The sequence below is a fragment of the Paractinoplanes tereljensis genome, from assembly GCF_016862435.1.
Classification (GTDB): Bacteria; Actinomycetota; Actinomycetes; order Mycobacteriales; family Micromonosporaceae; genus Actinoplanes; species Actinoplanes tereljensis.
Map to the genome: position 1 here is coordinate 137,984 of NZ_BOMY01000022.1, position 17,179 is coordinate 155,162.

Here is a 17,179-nt window from a genome sequence, read left to right on the forward strand (position 1 = left end):
GCGTTCTCGGTTGCCGATCAGTAGCGGTGCGTGACCACCCCGTCATTGCGTTCGCGAAAGGCGCCCCCCGTGAAGAACCCGTCCCGCCGTAGATTCGGTGACCTCCCCACCGGCGTGAAGATTCTCAGCTCGGTCGGCGTAGCCGGCGTAGCCGCCCTGGCCATCGGCATCACCGGCCTGATGTCGCTGTCGAAGGCCAGCTCGGCCGCCGACAAGATCTACAAGAACAACCTGCTGTCGGTCAGCGCCCTCGGGGACGCCCGCGCCGCCGCTATCACGGCCCGCCTGGACACCGCCAGCCTGATGCTGGCCACCGACGCCGCCTCCACCCAGAAGTACGCGGCCGCGTTCAAGACCGACTCGGCGACGTTCGGCACCGCCATCGACGCGTACCGCGCGGCCAGCACCACCGACGTCACGGTCGACGCCCTCGTGCAGGACTGGGACGCGTACGTGACCGCGGTGCAGGACAAGCTGATCCCGGCCGCGGAAGCGGGTGACACGGCCACCTGGAACCAGGTACGCACCGACACGGTGGTGCCGCTGATGGAGAAGATCGGCGCGAACGTGGAGAGCCTGCTGGCCGCCGAGAACACCGAAGCGGCAAGTGCCGACGAGGCCGCCCGCAGCGCGTACCAGGACAGCCGTACCCTCTCGATCGGCCTGATGGTCGGCGGCCTGCTGCTGGCCGGCCTGATCGGCCAGCTGGTCAGCCGGTCCATCGTCCGTTCGCTGCGGAAGGTCGAGGAGGTGGCCGAGGCCCTCGCCGAGGGTGACCTGACCCACCGCACCAGCCTGACCAGCGGCGACGAGCCCGGCAAGATGGGCCGCGCGCTCGATGCCGCGGTCGACCGGCTGCGCACCACGGTGTCGACCATCAACAACTCCGCGACCGACCTGGCCGCGGCCACCGAGGAGATCTCGGCGACCGCCGAGCAGATCGCCGGCTCGGCCACCGAGACGTCCCGCCAGGCCGCCGCGGTGTCCAGCGCGGCCGGCGAGGTGTCGGTGAGCGTCACCACGGTCTCGGCCGGCGGCGAGGAGATGGCCGCCGCGATCCGGGAGATCTCCCAGAACGCCAGCGAGGCAGCTCGGGTCGCCACCGAAGCGGTCGCCGCGGCCACCGCCACGTCGGCCACGATGAACCAGCTCAGCGTCTCGTCGGCGGAGATCGGCAACGTGATCAAGGTGATCACCTCGATCGCCGAGCAGACCAATCTGCTGGCCCTGAACGCCACCATCGAGGCGGCCCGGGCCGGCGACGCGGGCAAGGGCTTCGCGGTGGTCGCGTCCGAGGTCAAGGACCTGGCCCAGGAAACCGCGAAGGCCACCGAGGAGATCTCCCGCCGGGTCGAGGCCATCCAGGCCGACGCGGGCGGCGCGGTCTCGGCGATCGAGATGATCACCGACGTGATCGGCCGGATCAGCGACTTCCAGACCACCATCGCGTCCGCGGTCGAGGAGCAGACGGCCACCACCGCCGAGATGAACCGCAGCGTGATCGAGGCCGCCGGCGGCACCACCGAGATCTCGCAGACCATCACCGGGGTGGCCGACGCCGCCCACCACACCAGCGAGGGCGTGGCGCACACCAAGCAGGCCACCGCCGAGCTGGCCCGGATGTCCGGCGACCTGACCAGCCTGGTCGCCACCTTCAAGTACTGACCGTGCACCCCGGCCGCCGGCTCTCGCCGGCGGCCGGGGTTTCATGCGGCGAGAACGCTTTTGATCATCACCGTCGTGCTCTGTTGATCGAGGCACCTCCGGCTCAGCTGCGCGAACACGTCGCGGTACTGCCCGACCTCGGCCGGCTGCCGGACGAACTGCCTCGACCGGATCGGACCCTCCACATAGACGATGTCCGGATCGGCGCCGCCCGGGAACTCCAGAATCGCGATGGACACACCCAGCAGAGCGTGTTCGCCGGCGTCGTACGGAAGAACCCGCAGCGTCACGGTCGGCAGTTCCGATACCGCGAGCAGATGGCGCAACTGCTCGGCCATCACCTGCCGGCCGCCGATCGGGCGGCGAATCACCGACTCGTCGACGATCGCGAAGAGTTTCAGCGGAGGGTCCTCGCGGAGCCGGCGTTGGCGGGCCAGGCGCAGCGAGGTGATGCGGTCGATGAGCACCAGTCGCTCGGCCGACAACGACACCGCGAACAGCGCCCGCATGTACGCCTCGGTCTGCAGCAGTCCCGGCAGGACCACCGGTTCCCAGCTGCGTATCGCGGCGGCCTCCGCCTCGAAGCCGACAAAAGAGTCCGGCGGAAGAATGTCGCGATATTGGGTCCACCAGGACTGCTCGCGCGACGAACGGGCCATGTCCACCAGGGAATCCCGGTACTCCCGGTCGTCAACGCCGTACATGTCGAGGAGATCGCGAACGTCGCGCGGGGTGACCGAGACCTTGGCCGTCTCGATCCGGGTCACCTTGGCCGGGTGCCACTCGAACCGCTGCGAAACCTGCTCCTGGGTGAGTTTGGCCGCCTCGCGGCAGCGCCGCAGTTCAGCGCCCAGACGGCGGCGGCGCAGCGTCGGTCCCTCGGCTCGGGGCACCGGCCCATCATATTCAGTCGTCCCGGTGGATGCGCAGGTCGCGTTCCAGTTCGGCGATCGTGCTGCGGAGGTCGTCCAGGCGTTGGGTGATCATGATGCGGTCGATGTCGTCCGGGATGCCGTCGCCGTCGTCGTCGGTGGCCAGGGCTTCGGTCATCTCCAGGCGGCGGGCCTCCTCCATGGAGTTGACGATGACCGCGATCAGGATGTTCAGCAGCAGGTTGACCGTGATCAGCACGTAGCTGACGTTCCAGCCGTGCTTGAAGAAGTCCTGCGGGCGCTTGCACGCGACGGTGATCGGCATCAGCGCAGGCCGGCGGCCATCTCCAGCAGGTGGCTCAGAACCGCGTCGCCCGAGGTGCGCAGGCCGTCGTGCTCGTGCTCGTTCGTCACCCACGTGCGGACACTACCCACGGCGGCGGCCGTCTCCAGGGATAGGCCGGCATCGACGTACATGTCGTCGGCGTAGACCGCGGCCAGCACCGGCACCTCGTTGGCGGCCAGCCGTTCGCGGTCGTAGAGGACCGGCCAGTCGTCGGACTCGGCCAGCAGGTGGGCGGCGGCCGCGAACGGGCGCAGGGCGGCGATCTGCTCGAACATCCAGGGGTACATCATCTCGCCGGTGAACAGCAGCGGGTCGGCCTCGGCGGCGAACGCCGGGTAGTTCTTGATGGCGTGCGACGCGGCCCAGCCGGTCGGGCCGTTGGCCTGGCCGTAGCAGTACTCCTGCAGGGCGAACAGCGGCTGGTCGATGAAGCCGGTCAGCGCCATCACCTCGTACCGGAAGGTGTCCGACAGCCGGTCGCCGTGCCAGGCCTCGTCCAGCAGCCAGTGCAGCTGGGCGTAGCCGTCGCTCATGCCGAACATGCTGCCGAGGAAGCGGAACCGCTCGACGGTGAGGCGGTCACCGTCGGGCAGGCGTACCTCCGCTTGGGTCAGATGGTCGGCGATGCGGCGCACCGCGGCCGCGTCGGCCGGGAAGGCCCGGTAGAACTCCGCGTTCTTCGCGGCGACCCGCGGGTAGGTGCGGGCGTAGACCTCGTCGGCGGTCGTGGCCAGGCCCGGCAGGCCGCCGGTGATGAAGCAGTTGCGCAGGCCCTGCGGGGCGGCCGACAGGTACGCCAGGGTGACGAAACCGCCGTAGCTCTGCCCGAGGGTGTCCCATTTGGACCCGCCGGCCAGTTGCCGGCGCAGGATCTCGGCGTCGGCGACGATGCTGTCAGCCCGGAACAGGCGCAGGTAGGCGGCGAGTTCCTCCGGGGACCGGCCGGCCGCCTCCAGACGCGAACTGCGGCCGGTGCCACGCTGGTCGAGCAGCAGCACCCGGTGGGTGCGCACGGCCCGGCCGATCCAGCTCTCGGCGCGCACCGGCCGCGGCGACTTGCCGCCCGGCCCACCCTGCAGGAACAGCAGCCACGGCAGGTCGTCGCCGGCCCGGTCGGCCGCCACCACCTCGCGGGCGAACACCTCGATCGTGCCCTCGTCCGGCCGCCGGTGGTCGAGCGGCACGGCGACGGTGTGATCGGCGAAGCGCAGCCCCGGGTGAGCGATCATCAAAGCAGCCTATCGAGGCCGTACTCGAAGCGTTCCGCGAAGCTGTCCACGCTCAGCTCAGGCAGCACGCGGCGCAACGCGGGGCGGTCGCCGACCTCCAGCTCGCGGGTGAAGCGGGCCGGTGCGGCCTGCTCCTCCTGGGTCAGGCCGAGGGTGAAATAGATCAGGCTCCAGCACGTCCAGGCGGCGTCGCGCTCCGCCATCCCGCCGTCGAGCAGCGCGCCGACCAGCGCCTCGGCGACGTCGAGGGTGGCCGGCTCGGCCGCGTAGGTGCCGGTCACCACGGCCGCGCCGTCGCGGTGGGCGAGAAGGGCGCCCCGGTAGCGGCGGACGATCTCGGCGGCCCGCTCCCGCCAGCCGGCCGGCAGGCCTTCGAGGCTTACGCCTCCGATGATCGCGTCGGCCATCAGCTCGCCGAGCCGGGCTCGGCTCTTGGCATGCCACAACACCGAATTCATCCGTACGCCGAGCCGCTCGGCGATCGCCCGGAGGGAGACGGCGGCCGCGCCGTGCTCGTCGAGGATCGCCAGGGCGGTCCGCACCACATCCCCTTGACTCTTGGTCACTGACCAAGTGTACTCGGCCCATGAATTTGGTCAGTGACCAAGAGACCGATGTCGTCATCGTCGGAGCCGGCCCGACCGGGCTGTGGCTCGCCGCCGAACTGCGGCTGGGCGGCGCCACCGTCACCGTGCTGGAGACCCGCACCGAGCGGGACCCGAACTCGAAGGCGTTGACGATCCACCCCCGCACGATCGAGATCCTCGACTGCCGCGGCGTCGCGGAGACGTTCCTGGCCGAGGGCGTACGCATCCCGAACGGCCACTTCGGCGGACTGCCCGACCGGATGGACTTCGCGGTGCTGGATACGCCGTACCCGTTCACGTTGGCGCTGCCCCAGGCCCGTACCGAAGAATTGCTGGAAGCCCGCGCCCGTGCACTAGGCGCGACCATCCGCCGGGGTTGCCGGGTGATCGGCCTGGCCGATCGCGGCGTCGAACTGGCCGGCGGCAAAACCGTGCCGGCCCGTTTCGTGGTCGGCTGCGACGGCACCCGCAGCGTCGTGCGCACCGCGGCCGGCGTCGACTTCCCCGGCACCGACGCCACCACCTGGGGTTTCCTCGGCGACGTGGTGCTCGACGAGCCCCGGCTCGCGAACTACGCCGGCCCCGACGGCGGCCTGATGATGGTGCCGATGGGCGGCGGGATCACCCGGCTGGTCGGCGCGACCCCCGACACGACCGGGCCGGGCGAACTCGGGCTCGACGAACTACGCGCCTCGGTGCAACGCATCGCCGGCACCGACTTCGGCATGCGCGACCCGGTCTGGCTCTCCCGTTTCGGCAACGCCACCCGGCAGGCGGTGACCTATCGCCGGGGTTCGGTGCTGCTCGCCGGCGACGCCGCCCACCAGCACTTCCCCACCGGCGGCGTCGGCATGAACGTCGGCATCCAGGACGCCCACAACCTCGGCTGGAAGCTGGCCGCGGTGGTCACCGGCCGCGCCGCCGAGCCGCTGCTCGACACCTACCACGAGGAACGGCACCCGGTCGGCGCCGCGCTGCTCGAACACACCCGGGCGCAGACCGCCCTGATGACCGGCTGGACGCCGGAGGGCCAAGCGCTGCGGGCGTTGCTGAGCCGCCTGATCGCCACCGCCCCGGACATGTCCCGGCAGCTGGCCGAGCGTCTGTCCGGCTTGGACGTGGCCTACGCAACCGGCCGCCGGGTGCCCAATCTGGACGGCACGCTCTTCGAGCGACTGCGCACCGGCCAGCACATCAAAACCGAAGCAGGACTGGTACGACCGGACGGACACCTGGCATGACCATCGAACGCCTCAACCCACCCACCGTCTTCGCCATCCCCGACCTGATCAGCCAGGCCGTGACCGTTGGCGGCCTGCTCTTCCTCTCTGGCCAGGTCGCCTGGGACACCGACGGCGCGCTGGTCGGCGCCGGCGACCACGCCGCCCAGGCCGCGCAGATCGCCGACAACATCACCGCGCTGCTGACCGCGGCCAGCGCAGCCTGGGCCGACGTCATCAAGGAGACCATCTACGTGGTCGACTACCGCCCCGACCTGGTGCCGGCCATCTTCACCGCCCTGCGCCGAGGCCCGGCCCCAGCCAGCACCCTGGTCCCGGTCCCGGCCTTGTTCCAGCCGGGCTTCCTGCTCGAGGTCGAGGTGGTCGCCGCAATCTAGACACCTTTCGCGCTCGAGGTCTGGCGGTCCGCACTCGCCGGCAGGCGCCGGCTCACCGCGCCGACCAGGACGAACACCAGCCCGTTCGACACTTTGCTCTGCTCATAGGTGAGCAGAGCAAATCCCGCCGGGGGTGGGCGTGTGGTTGCGCGGCACGTGCCGGAGTTGCACGCCGGTCGGGGGCCCGCCCGCGTGGGGTCGGGCCCGCCCGCAGCGGGCGCGCGGAGGGTGAGTCGCACCGTGCGGGACCGAGTGCCACGGGACTGAGCCGGCGCGTACGGAAAAGGTTCAGCTCTTCTTTTCGACCTGGGCGGTCAGGGCGTCCACCTTCGCCGTCAGGATGGCCAGGTCTTCCAGGAGCTTGGCGAAGACGCCGTCCGGGGGGAGGGGGTCGCCGCCCTTCGTCGTGCCGACCATGGCGGCGAACCAGACGTCGCCGGTGATGTCGGCCAGGTTGCGGGTGTAGGTCGAGCCCGGGGTGTTGGTGCCTGGCATGCGGTAGTCGGTCGTCACCTCCTTGCCGATGGCGGTCAGCCGGGAGTCGATGGCCTTCTGCGTCTGGGCCACGACCGTGTTGGTGATCCAGGTCTTGTCGGCAGCGGTCAGCGCCACGGGGATGTCCTCCAGGTGCCAGGAGGCGGTGCTCGCCTCGAGGGATGTCGTGTACGAAGCGGAGAAGTGAGCGTGTTCGGTGTGCGGGCTGGCGCCGGTGTAGGTCTTCTGGACCCAGTCGGAGCTGGCCGACCAGATGCGCTTGTTCCAGATGATGTAGCGCAGCCGCTTCTCGGCACCCGACCGGCAGCGGCCGAGCAGGAACTGCACGACCTTCTCCATGGTCAGGTCGCTCTCGTTCAGGTTGTTGTCGACGTCGATCGCGTGGACCTCGTTGACCTTGTCGGCGTCGTGGATCGGCACCGAGCCGGTCTCGTCCGGGTTGTGGTCGGACGAGGTCTGCGAGTGCGCGGTGTCGCCGATGCTGCCGTCGCTGGCCCTGTCGCGCTGCGGCGCGATCCGGTCGAACTCCGCGAACAAACTCTTCAAGCAGGGAATGAGAACCCAGCTTGCCATCGGGGGACCTCCGGGAGCTGATCAAGGTAGGCGAGCGGAACTGTACTGCGATGTTCACCCACCCGCACTCAGCGCAAACGTCACCCCGGAGATCCACAGTGGTGATCCACACCAGCCGTTTGGCCGACTAGCTGCGCAGATACCGCAAATAGCACGACGGTGTGCCAAATTCTAAAGATCCCTCCGAAGGGGACCTCACCTAGAGTGACGAAATGGACCCGCACCTGTTCGCCGGTATCCCGGTCACCGACTTCCCCGCCGCCCTGAGCTGGTACGAGAAGTTCCTCGGCGGGCCGCCCGCGTTCTTCCCGAACGACATCGAGGCGGTCTGGAACATCGGCGACGGTCGCTCGGTCTACATCGTCGTCCGGCCGGAGCACGCCGGCCACAGTCTGGTCACGCTGTTCGTCGACGACTTCGACCGATGGGTGGCCGACAAAGCGGCGCGCGGGGTCGAGCCGGCCAGTCGGGAGGAGTACGAGAACGGCGTACGCAAGGCCGTCTACCGCGACCCGGACGGCAACGAGTTCGGCGTCGGCGGCTAGCCGTCTGGGGGTAATCCCCCAGGTGAAGACGCCGGTCAGCCGGATCCCGGCCGGTCACCTCGATGCCTAGCGTCATCTTCCGTAAGCACCGACTACGGAAGGAGCTACCGGTGATCGAGGCCCGGAATCTCACCAGGCGATATGGACCTACGGTCGCGGTCAACGCGCTCAGCTTCGACGTGCGGCCGGGCAGTGTCACCGGCTTCCTCGGCCCCAACGGGTCGGGCAAGTCCACCACCATGCGGCTGATCCTCGGGCTGGACCGGCCCGACGCCGGCCGGGCCCGGATCGGCGGCCGCCGCTACCGCGACCTGCGGTTCCCGCTGCGCGAGGTCGGCGCACTGCTGGAGGCCCGGGCGTTCCACCCGGGCCGCAGCGCCCGCAGTCACCTGACCGCGATGGCCGCCGGCAACGCGATCCCGCGAGGCCGGGTCGACGAGGTGCTCGACATGGTCGGCCTGACCAGTGCGGCCGGGCGGCGGGCCGGGAAGTTCTCACTCGGGATGGGACAGCGGCTCGGGGTCGCCGCGGCGCTGCTGGGCGATCCGGCGGTGCTGCTGCTGGACGAACCGGTGAACGGACTGGACCCGGAAGGGGTCCGGTGGATCCGGGAGCTGCTCAAGTCACTGGCCGCGCAGGGCCGCACGGTGTTCGTGTCCAGCCATCTGATCAGCGAGATGGCACTGACCGCCGAGCGACTGGTGGTGATCGGCCGGGGGCGGCTGCTCGCGGACACCACGGTGGCCGAGATGTCGGCCGGAGCCGCGTCGCTGGAGGACGCGTTCTTCCGGCTCACCAGCGAGGCCGTCGAGTACCGGGAGGTGCCGTCATGATCGCGCGGGTGGCCCGGATGGAATGGATCAAGCTGCGCAGCCTGCGGTCGACCTGGTGGACCCTGGCGGTCACCGTGGCCGGGACGGTCGGTATCGGCGTCGCGGTGGGCCGGAACAGCCGGGACGCCGCCGTCGACCTGACCAACAACGCGCTGGCCGGGGTGGTCCCCGGCGTACTGCTGGCCGGAATCCTCGGGGTGCTGACGATGACCGGCGAGTACAGCTCGGGAACGATCCGGGTCACCCTCGCTGCCGTACCGCGGCGGTCGGTGCTCCTGGCCGCGAAGGCGGCGGTGTTCGGGGTGGTGGCCCTGATCGTCGGAGAGGTCGCGTCGTTCGTCGCGTTCTTCGCCGCGTCAGCCAACGTAGGCCACGGCCTCGCGGCGCCCACGCTGGGTCAGCCCGGCGTGCTGCGGGCGGTCGTGCTGACCGGCGCCGCGTTCAGCCTGATCGGGCTACTCGGGCTGGGTCTGGGCGCGATCGTCCGGCACAGTGCGGCCGCGGTCGGCGTGCTGGTGGCCGGCGTGTACGTGGTGGTCCAGGTCATCGGGTTCCTGGCGCACGGCGTCGCGGCGTACATGCCGATTCTGATTTTGGCGAATTCGCTGAGCACGACCAGACCGGTGGCCTGTACCGACTGCCCGCAGTTCTTGTCGGCCTGGGCCGGCCTCGGCATGCTCTCGCTGTACGCGGCGATCGCCCTGGCGATCGGCGGCTGGCTGCTGGCCCGGCGGGACGCGTAAGTGGAGGATGGCGGCATGGGTCGATCGTTCCTCCGGCGGGCCGGCCGCGAGCTGCTGTTCGGCCTGGCCGGCCTGCCGTTCGCGGTGATCAACCCGGTCGTGCTCTTCATCGGCACGGTGGACCTGATCTGGCTGGTGGCGGCCGGCGGCCGGGGCAACCCGTCCCCGGCCGAGATGGCCGCCGCCGCGATCGGCGTGGTCCTGCTGTTCGTTCTGCTGGCGGCAACGCCGGCCGCCCGGCGGCTCGGTGAAGTGCAACTCGCCCTCGCGGCCCGGCTGCTCGGGGTCCGAGTCGAAGGACGGCCGGCGGGATGGCGAGTCATCGCCTACCTGTCGGCCAAGCTGCCGGTCGCCCTGCTCCAGCTGTACGCCGTGTTGCTCTGGGTCGGCGGGCTGGTCAACCTGAGCTACCCGCTGCTGTGGGGTGCGTTCCGGAACCACCCGCCGGGGACGAGCCTGAGCCCACTGCCGGTGTTTACCCCGTTCGGGATGTTCGGCGACGGCACGTTCCAGGTGGCGACCTTCCCCGGCACGTTCGCCGCCGCCGGAGCCGGAGCGGCGATGCTGCTGGCCGCGCCCTGGGTGACCCGGGCCGTCACGGCGCTCGACGTCTGGCTGATCCGGGGCCTGCTCGGGCCGGGGCGGCTGGCCCGGCGGGTGCACGACCTGGAGCTGAGCCGGGCGCTGGCGGTGGACGACTCGGCCGCCCGGCTGCGGCGCCTCGAGCGGGACCTGCACGACGGCGCGCAGATGCGGCTGGCCACCCTGGCCATGAACCTGGGCATGGCCAGGGAGAAGCTGGACGGCGCCGACCCGGACACCGCGGCCGCCCGCGAGCTGGTCGACGCCGCGCTGCGCGGGGCCAAGGACGCGCTGGGCGACCTGCGCGGCCTGGTTCGCGGGATCCACCCGCCGGTGCTCGACAACGGGCTGGCCGACGCGCTCGCCTCGCTGGCCGCCGACAGCGCGATCCCGGTCGAGCTGGAGGTCGGCATCCCGGTCCGGCCCACCCCGGCGATCGAGTCCATCGCCTACTTCTGCGCCGCCGAACTGCTGGCCAACGCGGCCAAGCACAGCTTCGCGACCAAGGTCGCCGTCCGGGCGGCGGGCCGGCCGGAGATGTTGCTGCTCAGCGTCGCCGACGACGGCACCGGCGGGGCCGACCCGGCCCGGGGCAGCGGTCTGTCGGGCCTCGCACAGCGGGTGGCCGTGGTGGACGGTGGACTCACCATCGCGAGCCCACCGGGCGGCCCGACCACGATCACCGTCGAGCTGCCGATGCGCGCATGACCGTAAAAGTGGTGATCGCCGAGGACGCGGTTCTGTTCCGGGCCGGGCTCACCCGGCTGATCGAGGACCACGGGCACCGGGTGTGCGCGGCCGTCGGCGACGGTGACGCGCTGCTGGCCGCGGTGGCCGAGCACCGGCCCGACGTGGTGGTGGCCGACATCCGGATGCCGCCGACACACACCGACGAGGGGCTGCGGGCCGCGCTGGAGATCCGCCGCACGCACCCCGGCACCGGGGTGCTGGTGCTGTCGCAGTACATCGAGACCAAGTACACGGCCCGGCTGCTGGCCGGTAACGCGGCCGGCGCCGGATACCTGCTGAAGGAGCGGGTGGCCGACGTCGCCGAGTTCGCCGACGCGCTGGCCCGGGTCGCGGCCGGCGGCACCGCACTCGACCCCGAGGTCGTCGGTCAGCTGCTGCGGGTCAGCCGACGGGCCGACGGCGTGGCCGCGCTGACCGGGCGGGAGCGGCACGTGCTCGCGCTGATGGCCGAGGGCCGGTCGAACGCCGGCATCGCCGGTGCGCTGGTGGTGACCGGCGGAACCGTGGAGAAGCACGTGGCGAGCATCTTCGACAAGCTGGGCCTGCCGCCGGGCGAGGCCGACAACCGCCGCGTTCTCGCCGTCTTGCGCTACCTGAGTGGCTAGGCCGCTCGAAGGGTCAGTCGCAGCAGGTTCTCGTTGTCGGCGGCGTACTGCGCGAACATCGTGAACGTCGGGAAGCTCCACTGGCCGGTCGTGCCCGGGTCGGGGCGGCCGAGCGCGGCCATCAGGCTGTTCCGCTTCGGGATCGTCCCGCCCCGGCCGGGAATCGCGCCCGGGTAGGGCTGGAAGCCGGCGTCGCCGTGGAAGTGCAGGAAGATCATCGCGATCCGGCCGTAGTCGTCGGCCAGCAGCGAGACGCCCAGGTCCGGGGAGAGCAGTGACCGCGCCGGTCCGGCGCCGAGCCCGGGCAGCAGCGCCCACTCCCGCAGCACCTCCTGGGTCAGGTAATCACCGAGGTGGCGGCCCAGGAGAAGCGTCAGGTCGGTCCGGACAGCCAACGGCGGGGGCGGCGGAGCCGGCGCAGGCGGGGGCGCGACCGGAACGGGAACAGCAGCATGACGTGGGCCGGCAAACGGAAATCTCATGACCTACTCCGCCCGTGAGCGCGCTCTGGCCACACCGTATCGGCGCGGTGATTACCCCCGAAAGATGCTTTCCGATTCGTTTCCTTGATCGCCATGTCGAGGTCGCCGTCACGACGTCCGGGTCCAGTCGACTGCCACGGGGACCGCCGGCGACGGACGCCGGGTGCGAAACCCCGTGGAGGAACTCGTGGCAGACCGACGTCAGGTGCTGCGTATGGGCGCCGTCGCCGCCGCCGCACCCGCGCTGGGCACGGCCGTCGCCCCGGCGGTGGCGCACGCGCATGGGCACGACACCAAGACCACCGAGGTCTTCGGCCACCGTGGTGCGTCCGGTTACCGGCCGGAGCACACGCTCGCGTCGTACGAGCTGGCCGCCCGGCTGGGTGCCGACTATCTCGAGCCCGACCTGGTGTCCACCAAGGACCACGTGCTGGTCTGCCGGCACGAGCCGGAGATCGGCGGCACCACCGACGTGGCGACCCGGCCCGAGTTCGCGGCCCGTAAGAAGACCGTGCTGCTCGACGGGATCAGCGTCACCGGCTGGTTCACCGAGGACTTCACCCTGGCCGAGCTGAAGACGCTGCGCGCGATCGAGCGGCTGCCCGCCGTCCGCCAGCGCAACACCCTCTACGACGGCCTGTTCGAGGTGCCGACGTTCGAGGAGTTCCTGGCCCTGCGCGGGAAGCTGTCGAAGGAGCTGGACCGCGACCTGGGTGTCATCCCGGAGACCAAGCACCCCACCTACTTCCGGCGGCTCGGCCTGGAGCTGGAGACCCCGCTGCTGCGTTCGCTCGACCGGGCCGGCCTCAACCGGCGCGGCGCGCGGGTGTGGATCCAGTCGTTCGAGGCCGCCAACCTCAAGGCCATCCGCTCCAAGGCCCGGGTCAACCTGGTGTTCCTGACCAGCGCGGCCGGCAGCCCGTTCAACGACACCAGGACCTACGCGGACTACCTGACGCCGGCCGGGCTCAAGGAGCTGTCCGGTTACGTCGACGGAATCGGCCCGGACAAGAGCCAGGTGATCCCGCGCAACGCCGACGCCACCCTGGGCACGCCGACCAGCCTGGTGAAGGACGCGCACACGGCCGGCCTCAAGGTCGTCCCGTACACCTTCCGCGCGGAGAACCAGTTCCTGCCGGCCGACTACCGGGTGGGCACCGACCCGAACGCCTACGGCCGGGCCATCGCCGAGCAGATCACGTTCCTGAAGACCGGCATCGACGGCCTGTTCACCGACCAGTCCGACATCGGCGTGCTGGCCCGCAAGCTGCGCTGACCGCGGTCACGACGCGAGCGAGGCCCGGATCTTCGACATCAGGATCCCCTCGTTCGCGTCGTACCGGCCGACCTCCCGGTTGAGCTTGCGCACGTTGAAGTTGCCGCTGTGGTGCAGCGCGAACACCCGCCACTCGTCGTCGAAGACCGGGCTGCCCGAGCTGCCGCCCTCGGTCGGGGTGCGGTAATGCGCGACCCGGTCGTCGAAGTCGAGCAGCCGGGTGTCGTGCAGCGAGAACGCCACGTCCGACCGGCCACCCGGATAGCCGATCACGAAGGCCCGGTCGACCGGCGGTTCGATCAGGCCGGCCGTGCGCACCGGCAGCGGCACGATCGACTCGTCCGGCGGGACGGGCAGTTCCAACAGCGTGGCGTCCAGGTCAGGGACCGGCGAGGTCCACAGGACGTTGCCCAGCGGGTGGCGGGACGACGGGTCGTCGACGCCGAGGAACGACGCGTAGCACTCCCCCGGGTTCAGCCGGTCCGGCACCACGTGCGCGTTGGTCAGCAGCACCCGGGCCGGCAGCCCGGCGGCCAGGTCGCGGCCATCCAGCAGGAACCCGGTGCCGACCCCGACCCCGGTCGGCGTCTCCACCCGGGCGACCGCCCGGCAGCGGGTCAGTGCGGTCCGCAACCACCTCGTCGTACGGAATTGGTCGTCGCTGAAATTCTTCTCCAGGACCTCGTCGATGGCCCGCATGCTCTCGCTGCCGACGACGTCGGCGGTCAGGTCCACCCAGCCGCCGCTGGCGGCCAGCTGGCGCGCGCGCAGCAGCGGCAGCACCTGCCGGCCCGGCGGCACGTCCGGGGCCAGCCCGTGCAACAGCTGGAACTGCCGCAGGGTGGTGTTGACCTCGAACGCGTCCACGCCCGGGTGCGAGAGGTAGCGGTTGAGCCAGTCGAACGGGTCCCGGTCGAGGATGAGGCAGGCCTCCACCGCGCAGGCCAGCTGCCACTGGTCGGCGGACGGGCCGATCCGGGCGAGGATCTCGGCGGCCAGCGACCGCGCCTCCGCCTCGGGCCGGGCGAAGCCCTCGACGTGCGTGCCGTCGGCGGCGGCCAGCCGCAGCATGGCCGCCGCGTTGATCCCCGGATAGTGGTTGGTGGCCGGGTCGTCGAGATAGGTCGAGCGGTACCAGCGGACCGCCTCGCGCAGGTCGAGCGGCGATCCGCCGGCCAGGTAGCGGGCCTTGTGCACGCGCCCGATCGCGGACCGCACGTCGGCGTCACCCCGGATGATCTCCGGTGGCATGCGCAGCAGGATCGCCTCGGCCGCCGCGACCCGGCCCTGGTCGAGCAGGGCGAGTGCGTACAGATAGCGGATCGGCGGCCGGTCCAGGCCGCTGCGCAGCAGCGACTCGGCCAGCGTGAGCAGCACCGGCACGTAACCCTTGTGCTGCAGGCGGCGCAGCAGCGCGACGGCCGGCTCCAGCCAGGCGTCCCCACCGCCGCGCTCGGCGATCACCTCGGCGAACTGCGCGGCCGACGCGGCCACCTGCCGCCGATCGAAGTTGCTGAACGCCTCGTCGCATCGCCGCCGGTCGGCCTCGGTCCACCTCTTCATCGTGGAGTCAGGTTTCCGGTCGCACGGCGAGCGGTCAAGCCGTGCCACTGTCGGATGACCGCATCGACAATGTTGATCAGTACAGTACGCTGCATGCTTGTGAGCCCGGAGCGTCTGCGGCTGGCCAATGACCACGCGGCCGTCGCCGTGCGCCCGGCCGGTCTGGCCGATCTCGCGGCCACCATCGGAACGCTCGGGCTGAGCCGGCCACGGCCGGTGGTGGCGGTGGTCGGCGGCGCCGGCCTGATGGACGACGACGATCTCACCGACCTGTTCGCGCACCTGATCGCGACGGCGATCAGCGAGATGGGCGCGGTCGCGGTGGACGGCGGCACCGACGCCGGCGTGATGCGCATGCTCGGCCGATCCCGGGAGAGCGAGAGCCGCGCGTTTCCGCTGGTCGGGGTGGCTGCACTGGGCACGGTGATCTTCCCCGGCAATCCGGGCGGCGCGGAGGCGGTGCCACTCGAACCGCATCACTCGCACTTCGTGCTCGTGCCCGGCGCCGATTTCGGCGACGAGGCGCCCTATCTCGCCCGCACCGCGACGCTGCTGGCCGGCGGCGCGCCGTCGGCCACGATCCTGGTCAACGGCGGCGAGATCGCCTTCGAGGACTGCCTGCTCAGCGTCGCGGAACACCGCCCGGTGCTGGTGCTGGGCGGGACCGGCCGAACGGCCGACCGCATCGCGGCCGCTGCCGCCGACCCAGCTTCCTGCCGCGACGAACGCGCCGTCGATCTAGCGCTTTCCCCATGGGTACGCGTGACGGACGTCCACAACCGCAGGGCGGCCGTCACGAACCTACTGAAACTCCTGCGATCGGGTCCCGAGATCTAATTCAGTGCTTGGGCACGATGGTGGGGTAGATGTGCTCGAAGCTCAGCGCCTTGCCGAAACCGGTCGCCACGATGAACGTGATGCCGAGCAGCACGCCCAGGATCACCACGGCGAACAGCCCGTAACCGAGGGTCTTGCCGGCCGGCCGGACCACCCCGCCGGCGTCGGCCCAGGCCAGCGAGCGGATGCCGAGGGCGAACAGCACCGGCAGCCCGGCCCCGAGCAGCAGTCCGGCGAGCAGCACCCGCCACGCCCCGTCCAGGGCGAATCCGAGGTTGTGCATCAGACGCGGCCCTTCGTCAGTTCCGGGGTGGGCAGGGTAGCCGGGACGTCGGCGGCGTGGACCGGCACCGCATCGGGCACCGGTTCCTCCGCGGCCACCGGGTCCCAGTCGTCGTTGACGTTGTGGCTACCGACCGGGGCGCGGCGCGAGCGGAACCAGACCCCGATCGCGGCCGCCACCAGCACGGCGAAGACCACGAGCGCGCCGGCCAGGCCGCCGATCAGGTGCCCGATGCCCCACATCGCGGCGCCGACCACACCGGCCGCGGGCAGGGTGATCAGCCAGGCGGTGACCATCCGGCCGGCGACCCGCCAGCGCACCTGGGCGCCGGGGCGGCCGAGGCCGGAGCCGAGCACCGAGCCGGTGGCGACGTGCGTGGTGGACAGCGCGAAGCCGAGGTGGCTGGAGGCCAGGATGACCGCAGCCGAGCTGGACTGGGCGGCCATGCCCTGGGCCGGGGCGATGTCGACGAGGCCCTTGCCGAGGGTGCGGATGATCCGCCAGCCGCCCAGGTAGGTGCCGAGCGCGATGGCCAGGGCGCAGGCGACCTTGACCCAGAACGGGATGTTCTTGGTGTCGGTCCAGTCGCCGGAGGCGATCAGGGCCAGGGTGATGACGCCCATCGTCTTCTGCGCGTCGTTGGTGCCGTGCGCCAGCGAGACCAGCGAGGCACTGCCGATCTGACCCCACTTGAAGCCCTGGTCGGTGTAGCGGGCGGCGAGCCCGGCGGTGATCCGGTGGATGATCCAGGTGCCGACGAGCGCGACGAACCCGGCGATGGCCGGGGACAGGATGGCCGGCAGCAGCACCTTGCCGACCACGCCGTCCAGCTTCGAGCCGTCGCCGTTCCAGTTGACCCCGGCCCAGCCGAGCCCGGCGATGGTGGCGCCGATCAGGCCGCCGAACAGCGCGTGCGACGAGCTCGACGGCAGGCCCAGCAACCAGGTCAGCAGGTTCCAGACGATGCCGCCGACCAGGCCGGCCAGGATTATCAGCAGCAGCGCACTGCCGCCGTCCGAGACCAGCGCGGCTTTCGGCGTACCGTTCGAATTCTGGATCTTGACCACGGCGTTGGTGACGGTGAGCGCCACCTGCACGGACAGGAAGGCCCCGACCAGATTCAGGATGCCGGAGAGCGCGACCGCGGTCTTCGGCTTGAGGGCCTTGGTGGCGATGGTCGTGGCCATCGCGTTCGCGGTGTCGTGGAAACCGTTGGTGAAGTCGAAGGCCAATGCCGTCACAACCACCAGGGCGAGGACCACCGAAGCTTGTGTCACGTGGGTGATCGTCGCTCG

Annotated in this window: 19 protein-coding genes; 10 read left to right on the forward strand and 9 right to left on the reverse strand. The window is 71.0% G+C overall.

The genetic code is table 11. The annotated features are described in order from the left end of the window. Positions 1-69 precede the first annotated feature (69 nt). Entirely contained in the window at positions 70-1,665 is a 1,596-nt protein-coding gene (locus Ate02nite_RS15835) for a methyl-accepting chemotaxis protein (protein ID WP_203806068.1), read from the forward strand. A gap of 41 nt (positions 1,666-1,706) precedes the next feature. Here Ate02nite_RS15835 and Ate02nite_RS15840 read toward each other — a convergent pair whose 3' ends face one another. The 4 genes from Ate02nite_RS15840 to Ate02nite_RS15855 are packed head-to-tail and all read right to left on the reverse strand — an operon-like array spanning position 1,707 to position 4,678. Next, entirely contained in the window at positions 1,707-2,558 is an 852-nt protein-coding gene (locus Ate02nite_RS15840) for a helix-turn-helix domain-containing protein (RefSeq protein WP_203806070.1), read from the reverse strand. A 13-nt stretch (positions 2,559-2,571) separates the two neighbouring features. Beyond that, on the reverse strand, positions 2,572-2,862 hold the full coding sequence (locus Ate02nite_RS15845; RefSeq protein ID WP_239147437.1) for a hypothetical protein: 291 nt from the start codon (positions 2,860-2,862) through the stop codon (positions 2,572-2,574). Beyond that, positions 2,862-4,112: an alpha/beta fold hydrolase gene (locus Ate02nite_RS15850; RefSeq protein WP_203806072.1), complete on the reverse strand. Its 1,251-nt coding sequence runs from the start codon at positions 4,110-4,112 to the stop codon at positions 2,862-2,864. The genes Ate02nite_RS15845 and Ate02nite_RS15850 overlap by 1 nt, the downstream gene beginning before the upstream one ends. After that, positions 4,112-4,678 (reverse strand): TetR/AcrR family transcriptional regulator C-terminal domain-containing protein, encoded by a 567-nt coding sequence (locus Ate02nite_RS15855; RefSeq protein ID WP_203806074.1) that lies wholly within the window; start codon positions 4,676-4,678, stop codon positions 4,112-4,114. Before Ate02nite_RS15855 ends, Ate02nite_RS15850 begins: the two co-directional genes overlap by 1 nt. A gap of 20 nt (positions 4,679-4,698) precedes the next feature. Here Ate02nite_RS15855 and Ate02nite_RS15860 point away from each other — a divergent pair, with 20 nt between their 5' ends. Continuing rightward, on the forward strand, positions 4,699-5,940 hold the full coding sequence (locus Ate02nite_RS15860) for an FAD-dependent monooxygenase (protein ID WP_203806076.1): 1,242 nt from the start codon (positions 4,699-4,701) through the stop codon (positions 5,938-5,940). Further along, positions 5,937-6,317: a RidA family protein gene (locus Ate02nite_RS15865; RefSeq protein ID WP_203806078.1), complete on the forward strand. Its 381-nt coding sequence runs from the start codon at positions 5,937-5,939 to the stop codon at positions 6,315-6,317. The genes Ate02nite_RS15860 and Ate02nite_RS15865 overlap by 4 nt, the downstream gene beginning before the upstream one ends. 288 nt (positions 6,318-6,605) lie before the next feature. On the opposite strand, the gene Ate02nite_RS15870 is transcribed toward Ate02nite_RS15865, so the two are convergent. Further along, positions 6,606-7,358, reverse strand: a complete 753-nt coding sequence (locus tag Ate02nite_RS15870) for a hypothetical protein (protein WP_203806081.1) — start codon at positions 7,356-7,358, stop codon at positions 6,606-6,608. A gap of 239 nt (positions 7,359-7,597) precedes the next feature. Between Ate02nite_RS15870 and Ate02nite_RS15875 the strand changes: the two genes are divergently transcribed. The 5 genes from Ate02nite_RS15875 (at position 7,598) to Ate02nite_RS15895 (ending at position 11,443) form a co-directional block, all read left to right on the forward strand. Continuing rightward, positions 7,598-7,930 carry a VOC family protein gene (locus Ate02nite_RS15875; RefSeq protein WP_203806083.1) on the forward strand — a complete coding sequence of 111 codons (333 nt, stop codon included), beginning with the start codon at positions 7,598-7,600 and terminating at the stop codon, positions 7,928-7,930. A 110-nt stretch (positions 7,931-8,040) separates the two neighbouring features. Next, complete coding sequence (locus Ate02nite_RS15880; protein WP_203806085.1) at positions 8,041-8,763, forward strand: ABC transporter ATP-binding protein; 723 nt, start codon at positions 8,041-8,043, stop codon at positions 8,761-8,763. Further along, positions 8,760-9,506 (forward strand): ABC transporter permease subunit, encoded by a 747-nt coding sequence (locus Ate02nite_RS15885; protein ID WP_203806087.1) that lies wholly within the window; start codon positions 8,760-8,762, stop codon positions 9,504-9,506. The genes Ate02nite_RS15880 and Ate02nite_RS15885 overlap by 4 nt, the downstream gene beginning before the upstream one ends. Before the next feature lie 15 nt (positions 9,507-9,521). Then, on the forward strand, positions 9,522-10,796 hold the full coding sequence (locus Ate02nite_RS15890) for a sensor histidine kinase (protein ID WP_203806089.1): 1,275 nt from the start codon (positions 9,522-9,524) through the stop codon (positions 10,794-10,796). Beyond that, a complete protein-coding gene (locus Ate02nite_RS15895; RefSeq protein WP_203806091.1) occupies positions 10,793-11,443 on the forward strand; it encodes a response regulator transcription factor in 651 nt (216 codons plus the stop codon). Before Ate02nite_RS15890 ends, Ate02nite_RS15895 begins: the two co-directional genes overlap by 4 nt. Here the strand turns inward: Ate02nite_RS15895 and Ate02nite_RS15900 are convergent. Continuing rightward, positions 11,440-11,925: a hypothetical protein gene (locus Ate02nite_RS15900; protein WP_203806093.1), complete on the reverse strand. Its 486-nt coding sequence runs from the start codon at positions 11,923-11,925 to the stop codon at positions 11,440-11,442. The two genes, Ate02nite_RS15895 and Ate02nite_RS15900, sit on opposite strands and share 4 nt — an antisense overlap. 187 nt (positions 11,926-12,112) lie before the next feature. On the opposite strand from Ate02nite_RS15900, the gene Ate02nite_RS15905 reads away from it, so the two are divergent. Beyond that, positions 12,113-13,201 (forward strand): glycerophosphodiester phosphodiesterase, encoded by a 1,089-nt coding sequence (locus Ate02nite_RS15905; RefSeq protein ID WP_203806095.1) that lies wholly within the window; start codon positions 12,113-12,115, stop codon positions 13,199-13,201. A 6-nt stretch (positions 13,202-13,207) separates the two neighbouring features. Here Ate02nite_RS15905 and Ate02nite_RS15910 read toward each other — a convergent pair whose 3' ends face one another. Continuing rightward, positions 13,208-14,764 carry a serine protease gene (locus tag Ate02nite_RS15910; RefSeq protein ID WP_203806097.1) on the reverse strand — a complete coding sequence of 519 codons (1,557 nt, stop codon included), beginning with the start codon at positions 14,762-14,764 and terminating at the stop codon, positions 13,208-13,210. A 93-nt stretch (positions 14,765-14,857) separates the two neighbouring features. Here Ate02nite_RS15910 and Ate02nite_RS15915 point away from each other — a divergent pair, with 93 nt between their 5' ends. Beyond that, positions 14,858-15,601, forward strand: coding sequence for a hypothetical protein (locus tag Ate02nite_RS15915; protein WP_203806099.1), 744 nt, complete (start codon positions 14,858-14,860; stop codon positions 15,599-15,601). A 1-nt stretch (position 15,602) separates the two neighbouring features. Here the strand turns inward: Ate02nite_RS15915 and Ate02nite_RS15920 are convergent, their stop codons facing one another. Beyond that, complete coding sequence (locus Ate02nite_RS15920) at positions 15,603-15,884, reverse strand: hypothetical protein (protein ID WP_203806101.1); 282 nt, start codon at positions 15,882-15,884, stop codon at positions 15,603-15,605. Next, positions 15,884-17,161, reverse strand: a complete 1,278-nt coding sequence (locus tag Ate02nite_RS15925) for an inorganic phosphate transporter (protein WP_203806103.1) — start codon at positions 17,159-17,161, stop codon at positions 15,884-15,886. Before Ate02nite_RS15925 ends, Ate02nite_RS15920 begins: the two co-directional genes overlap by 1 nt. Positions 17,162-17,179 lie beyond the last annotated feature (18 nt).

Coding starts and splice junctions, on each gene's coding strand:
- Ate02nite_RS15845 (WP_239147437.1), bottom strand. CDS start 2,862: ATGCCGATCACCGTCGCGTGCAAGCGCCCGCAGGACTTCTTCAAGCAC.
- Ate02nite_RS15850 (WP_203806072.1), bottom strand. CDS start 4,112: ATGATCGCTCACCCGGGGCTGCGCTTCGCCGATCACACCGTCGCCGTG.
- Ate02nite_RS15860 (WP_203806076.1), top strand. CDS start 4,699: ATGAATTTGGTCAGTGACCAAGAGACCGATGTCGTCATCGTCGGAGCC.
- Ate02nite_RS15865 (WP_203806078.1), top strand. CDS start 5,937: ATGACCATCGAACGCCTCAACCCACCCACCGTCTTCGCCATCCCCGAC.
- Ate02nite_RS15875 (WP_203806083.1), top strand. CDS start 7,598: ATGGACCCGCACCTGTTCGCCGGTATCCCGGTCACCGACTTCCCCGCC.
- Ate02nite_RS15885 (WP_203806087.1), top strand. CDS start 8,760: ATGATCGCGCGGGTGGCCCGGATGGAATGGATCAAGCTGCGCAGCCTG.
- Ate02nite_RS15890 (WP_203806089.1), top strand. CDS start 9,522: ATGGGTCGATCGTTCCTCCGGCGGGCCGGCCGCGAGCTGCTGTTCGGC.
- Ate02nite_RS15895 (WP_203806091.1), top strand. CDS start 10,793: ATGACCGTAAAAGTGGTGATCGCCGAGGACGCGGTTCTGTTCCGGGCC.
- Ate02nite_RS15900 (WP_203806093.1), bottom strand. CDS start 11,925: ATGAGATTTCCGTTTGCCGGCCCACGTCATGCTGCTGTTCCCGTTCCG.
- Ate02nite_RS15910 (WP_203806097.1), bottom strand. CDS start 14,764: ATGAAGAGGTGGACCGAGGCCGACCGGCGGCGATGCGACGAGGCGTTC.
- Ate02nite_RS15915 (WP_203806099.1), top strand. CDS start 14,858: ATGCTTGTGAGCCCGGAGCGTCTGCGGCTGGCCAATGACCACGCGGCC.
- Ate02nite_RS15920 (WP_203806101.1), bottom strand. CDS start 15,884: ATGCACAACCTCGGATTCGCCCTGGACGGGGCGTGGCGGGTGCTGCTC.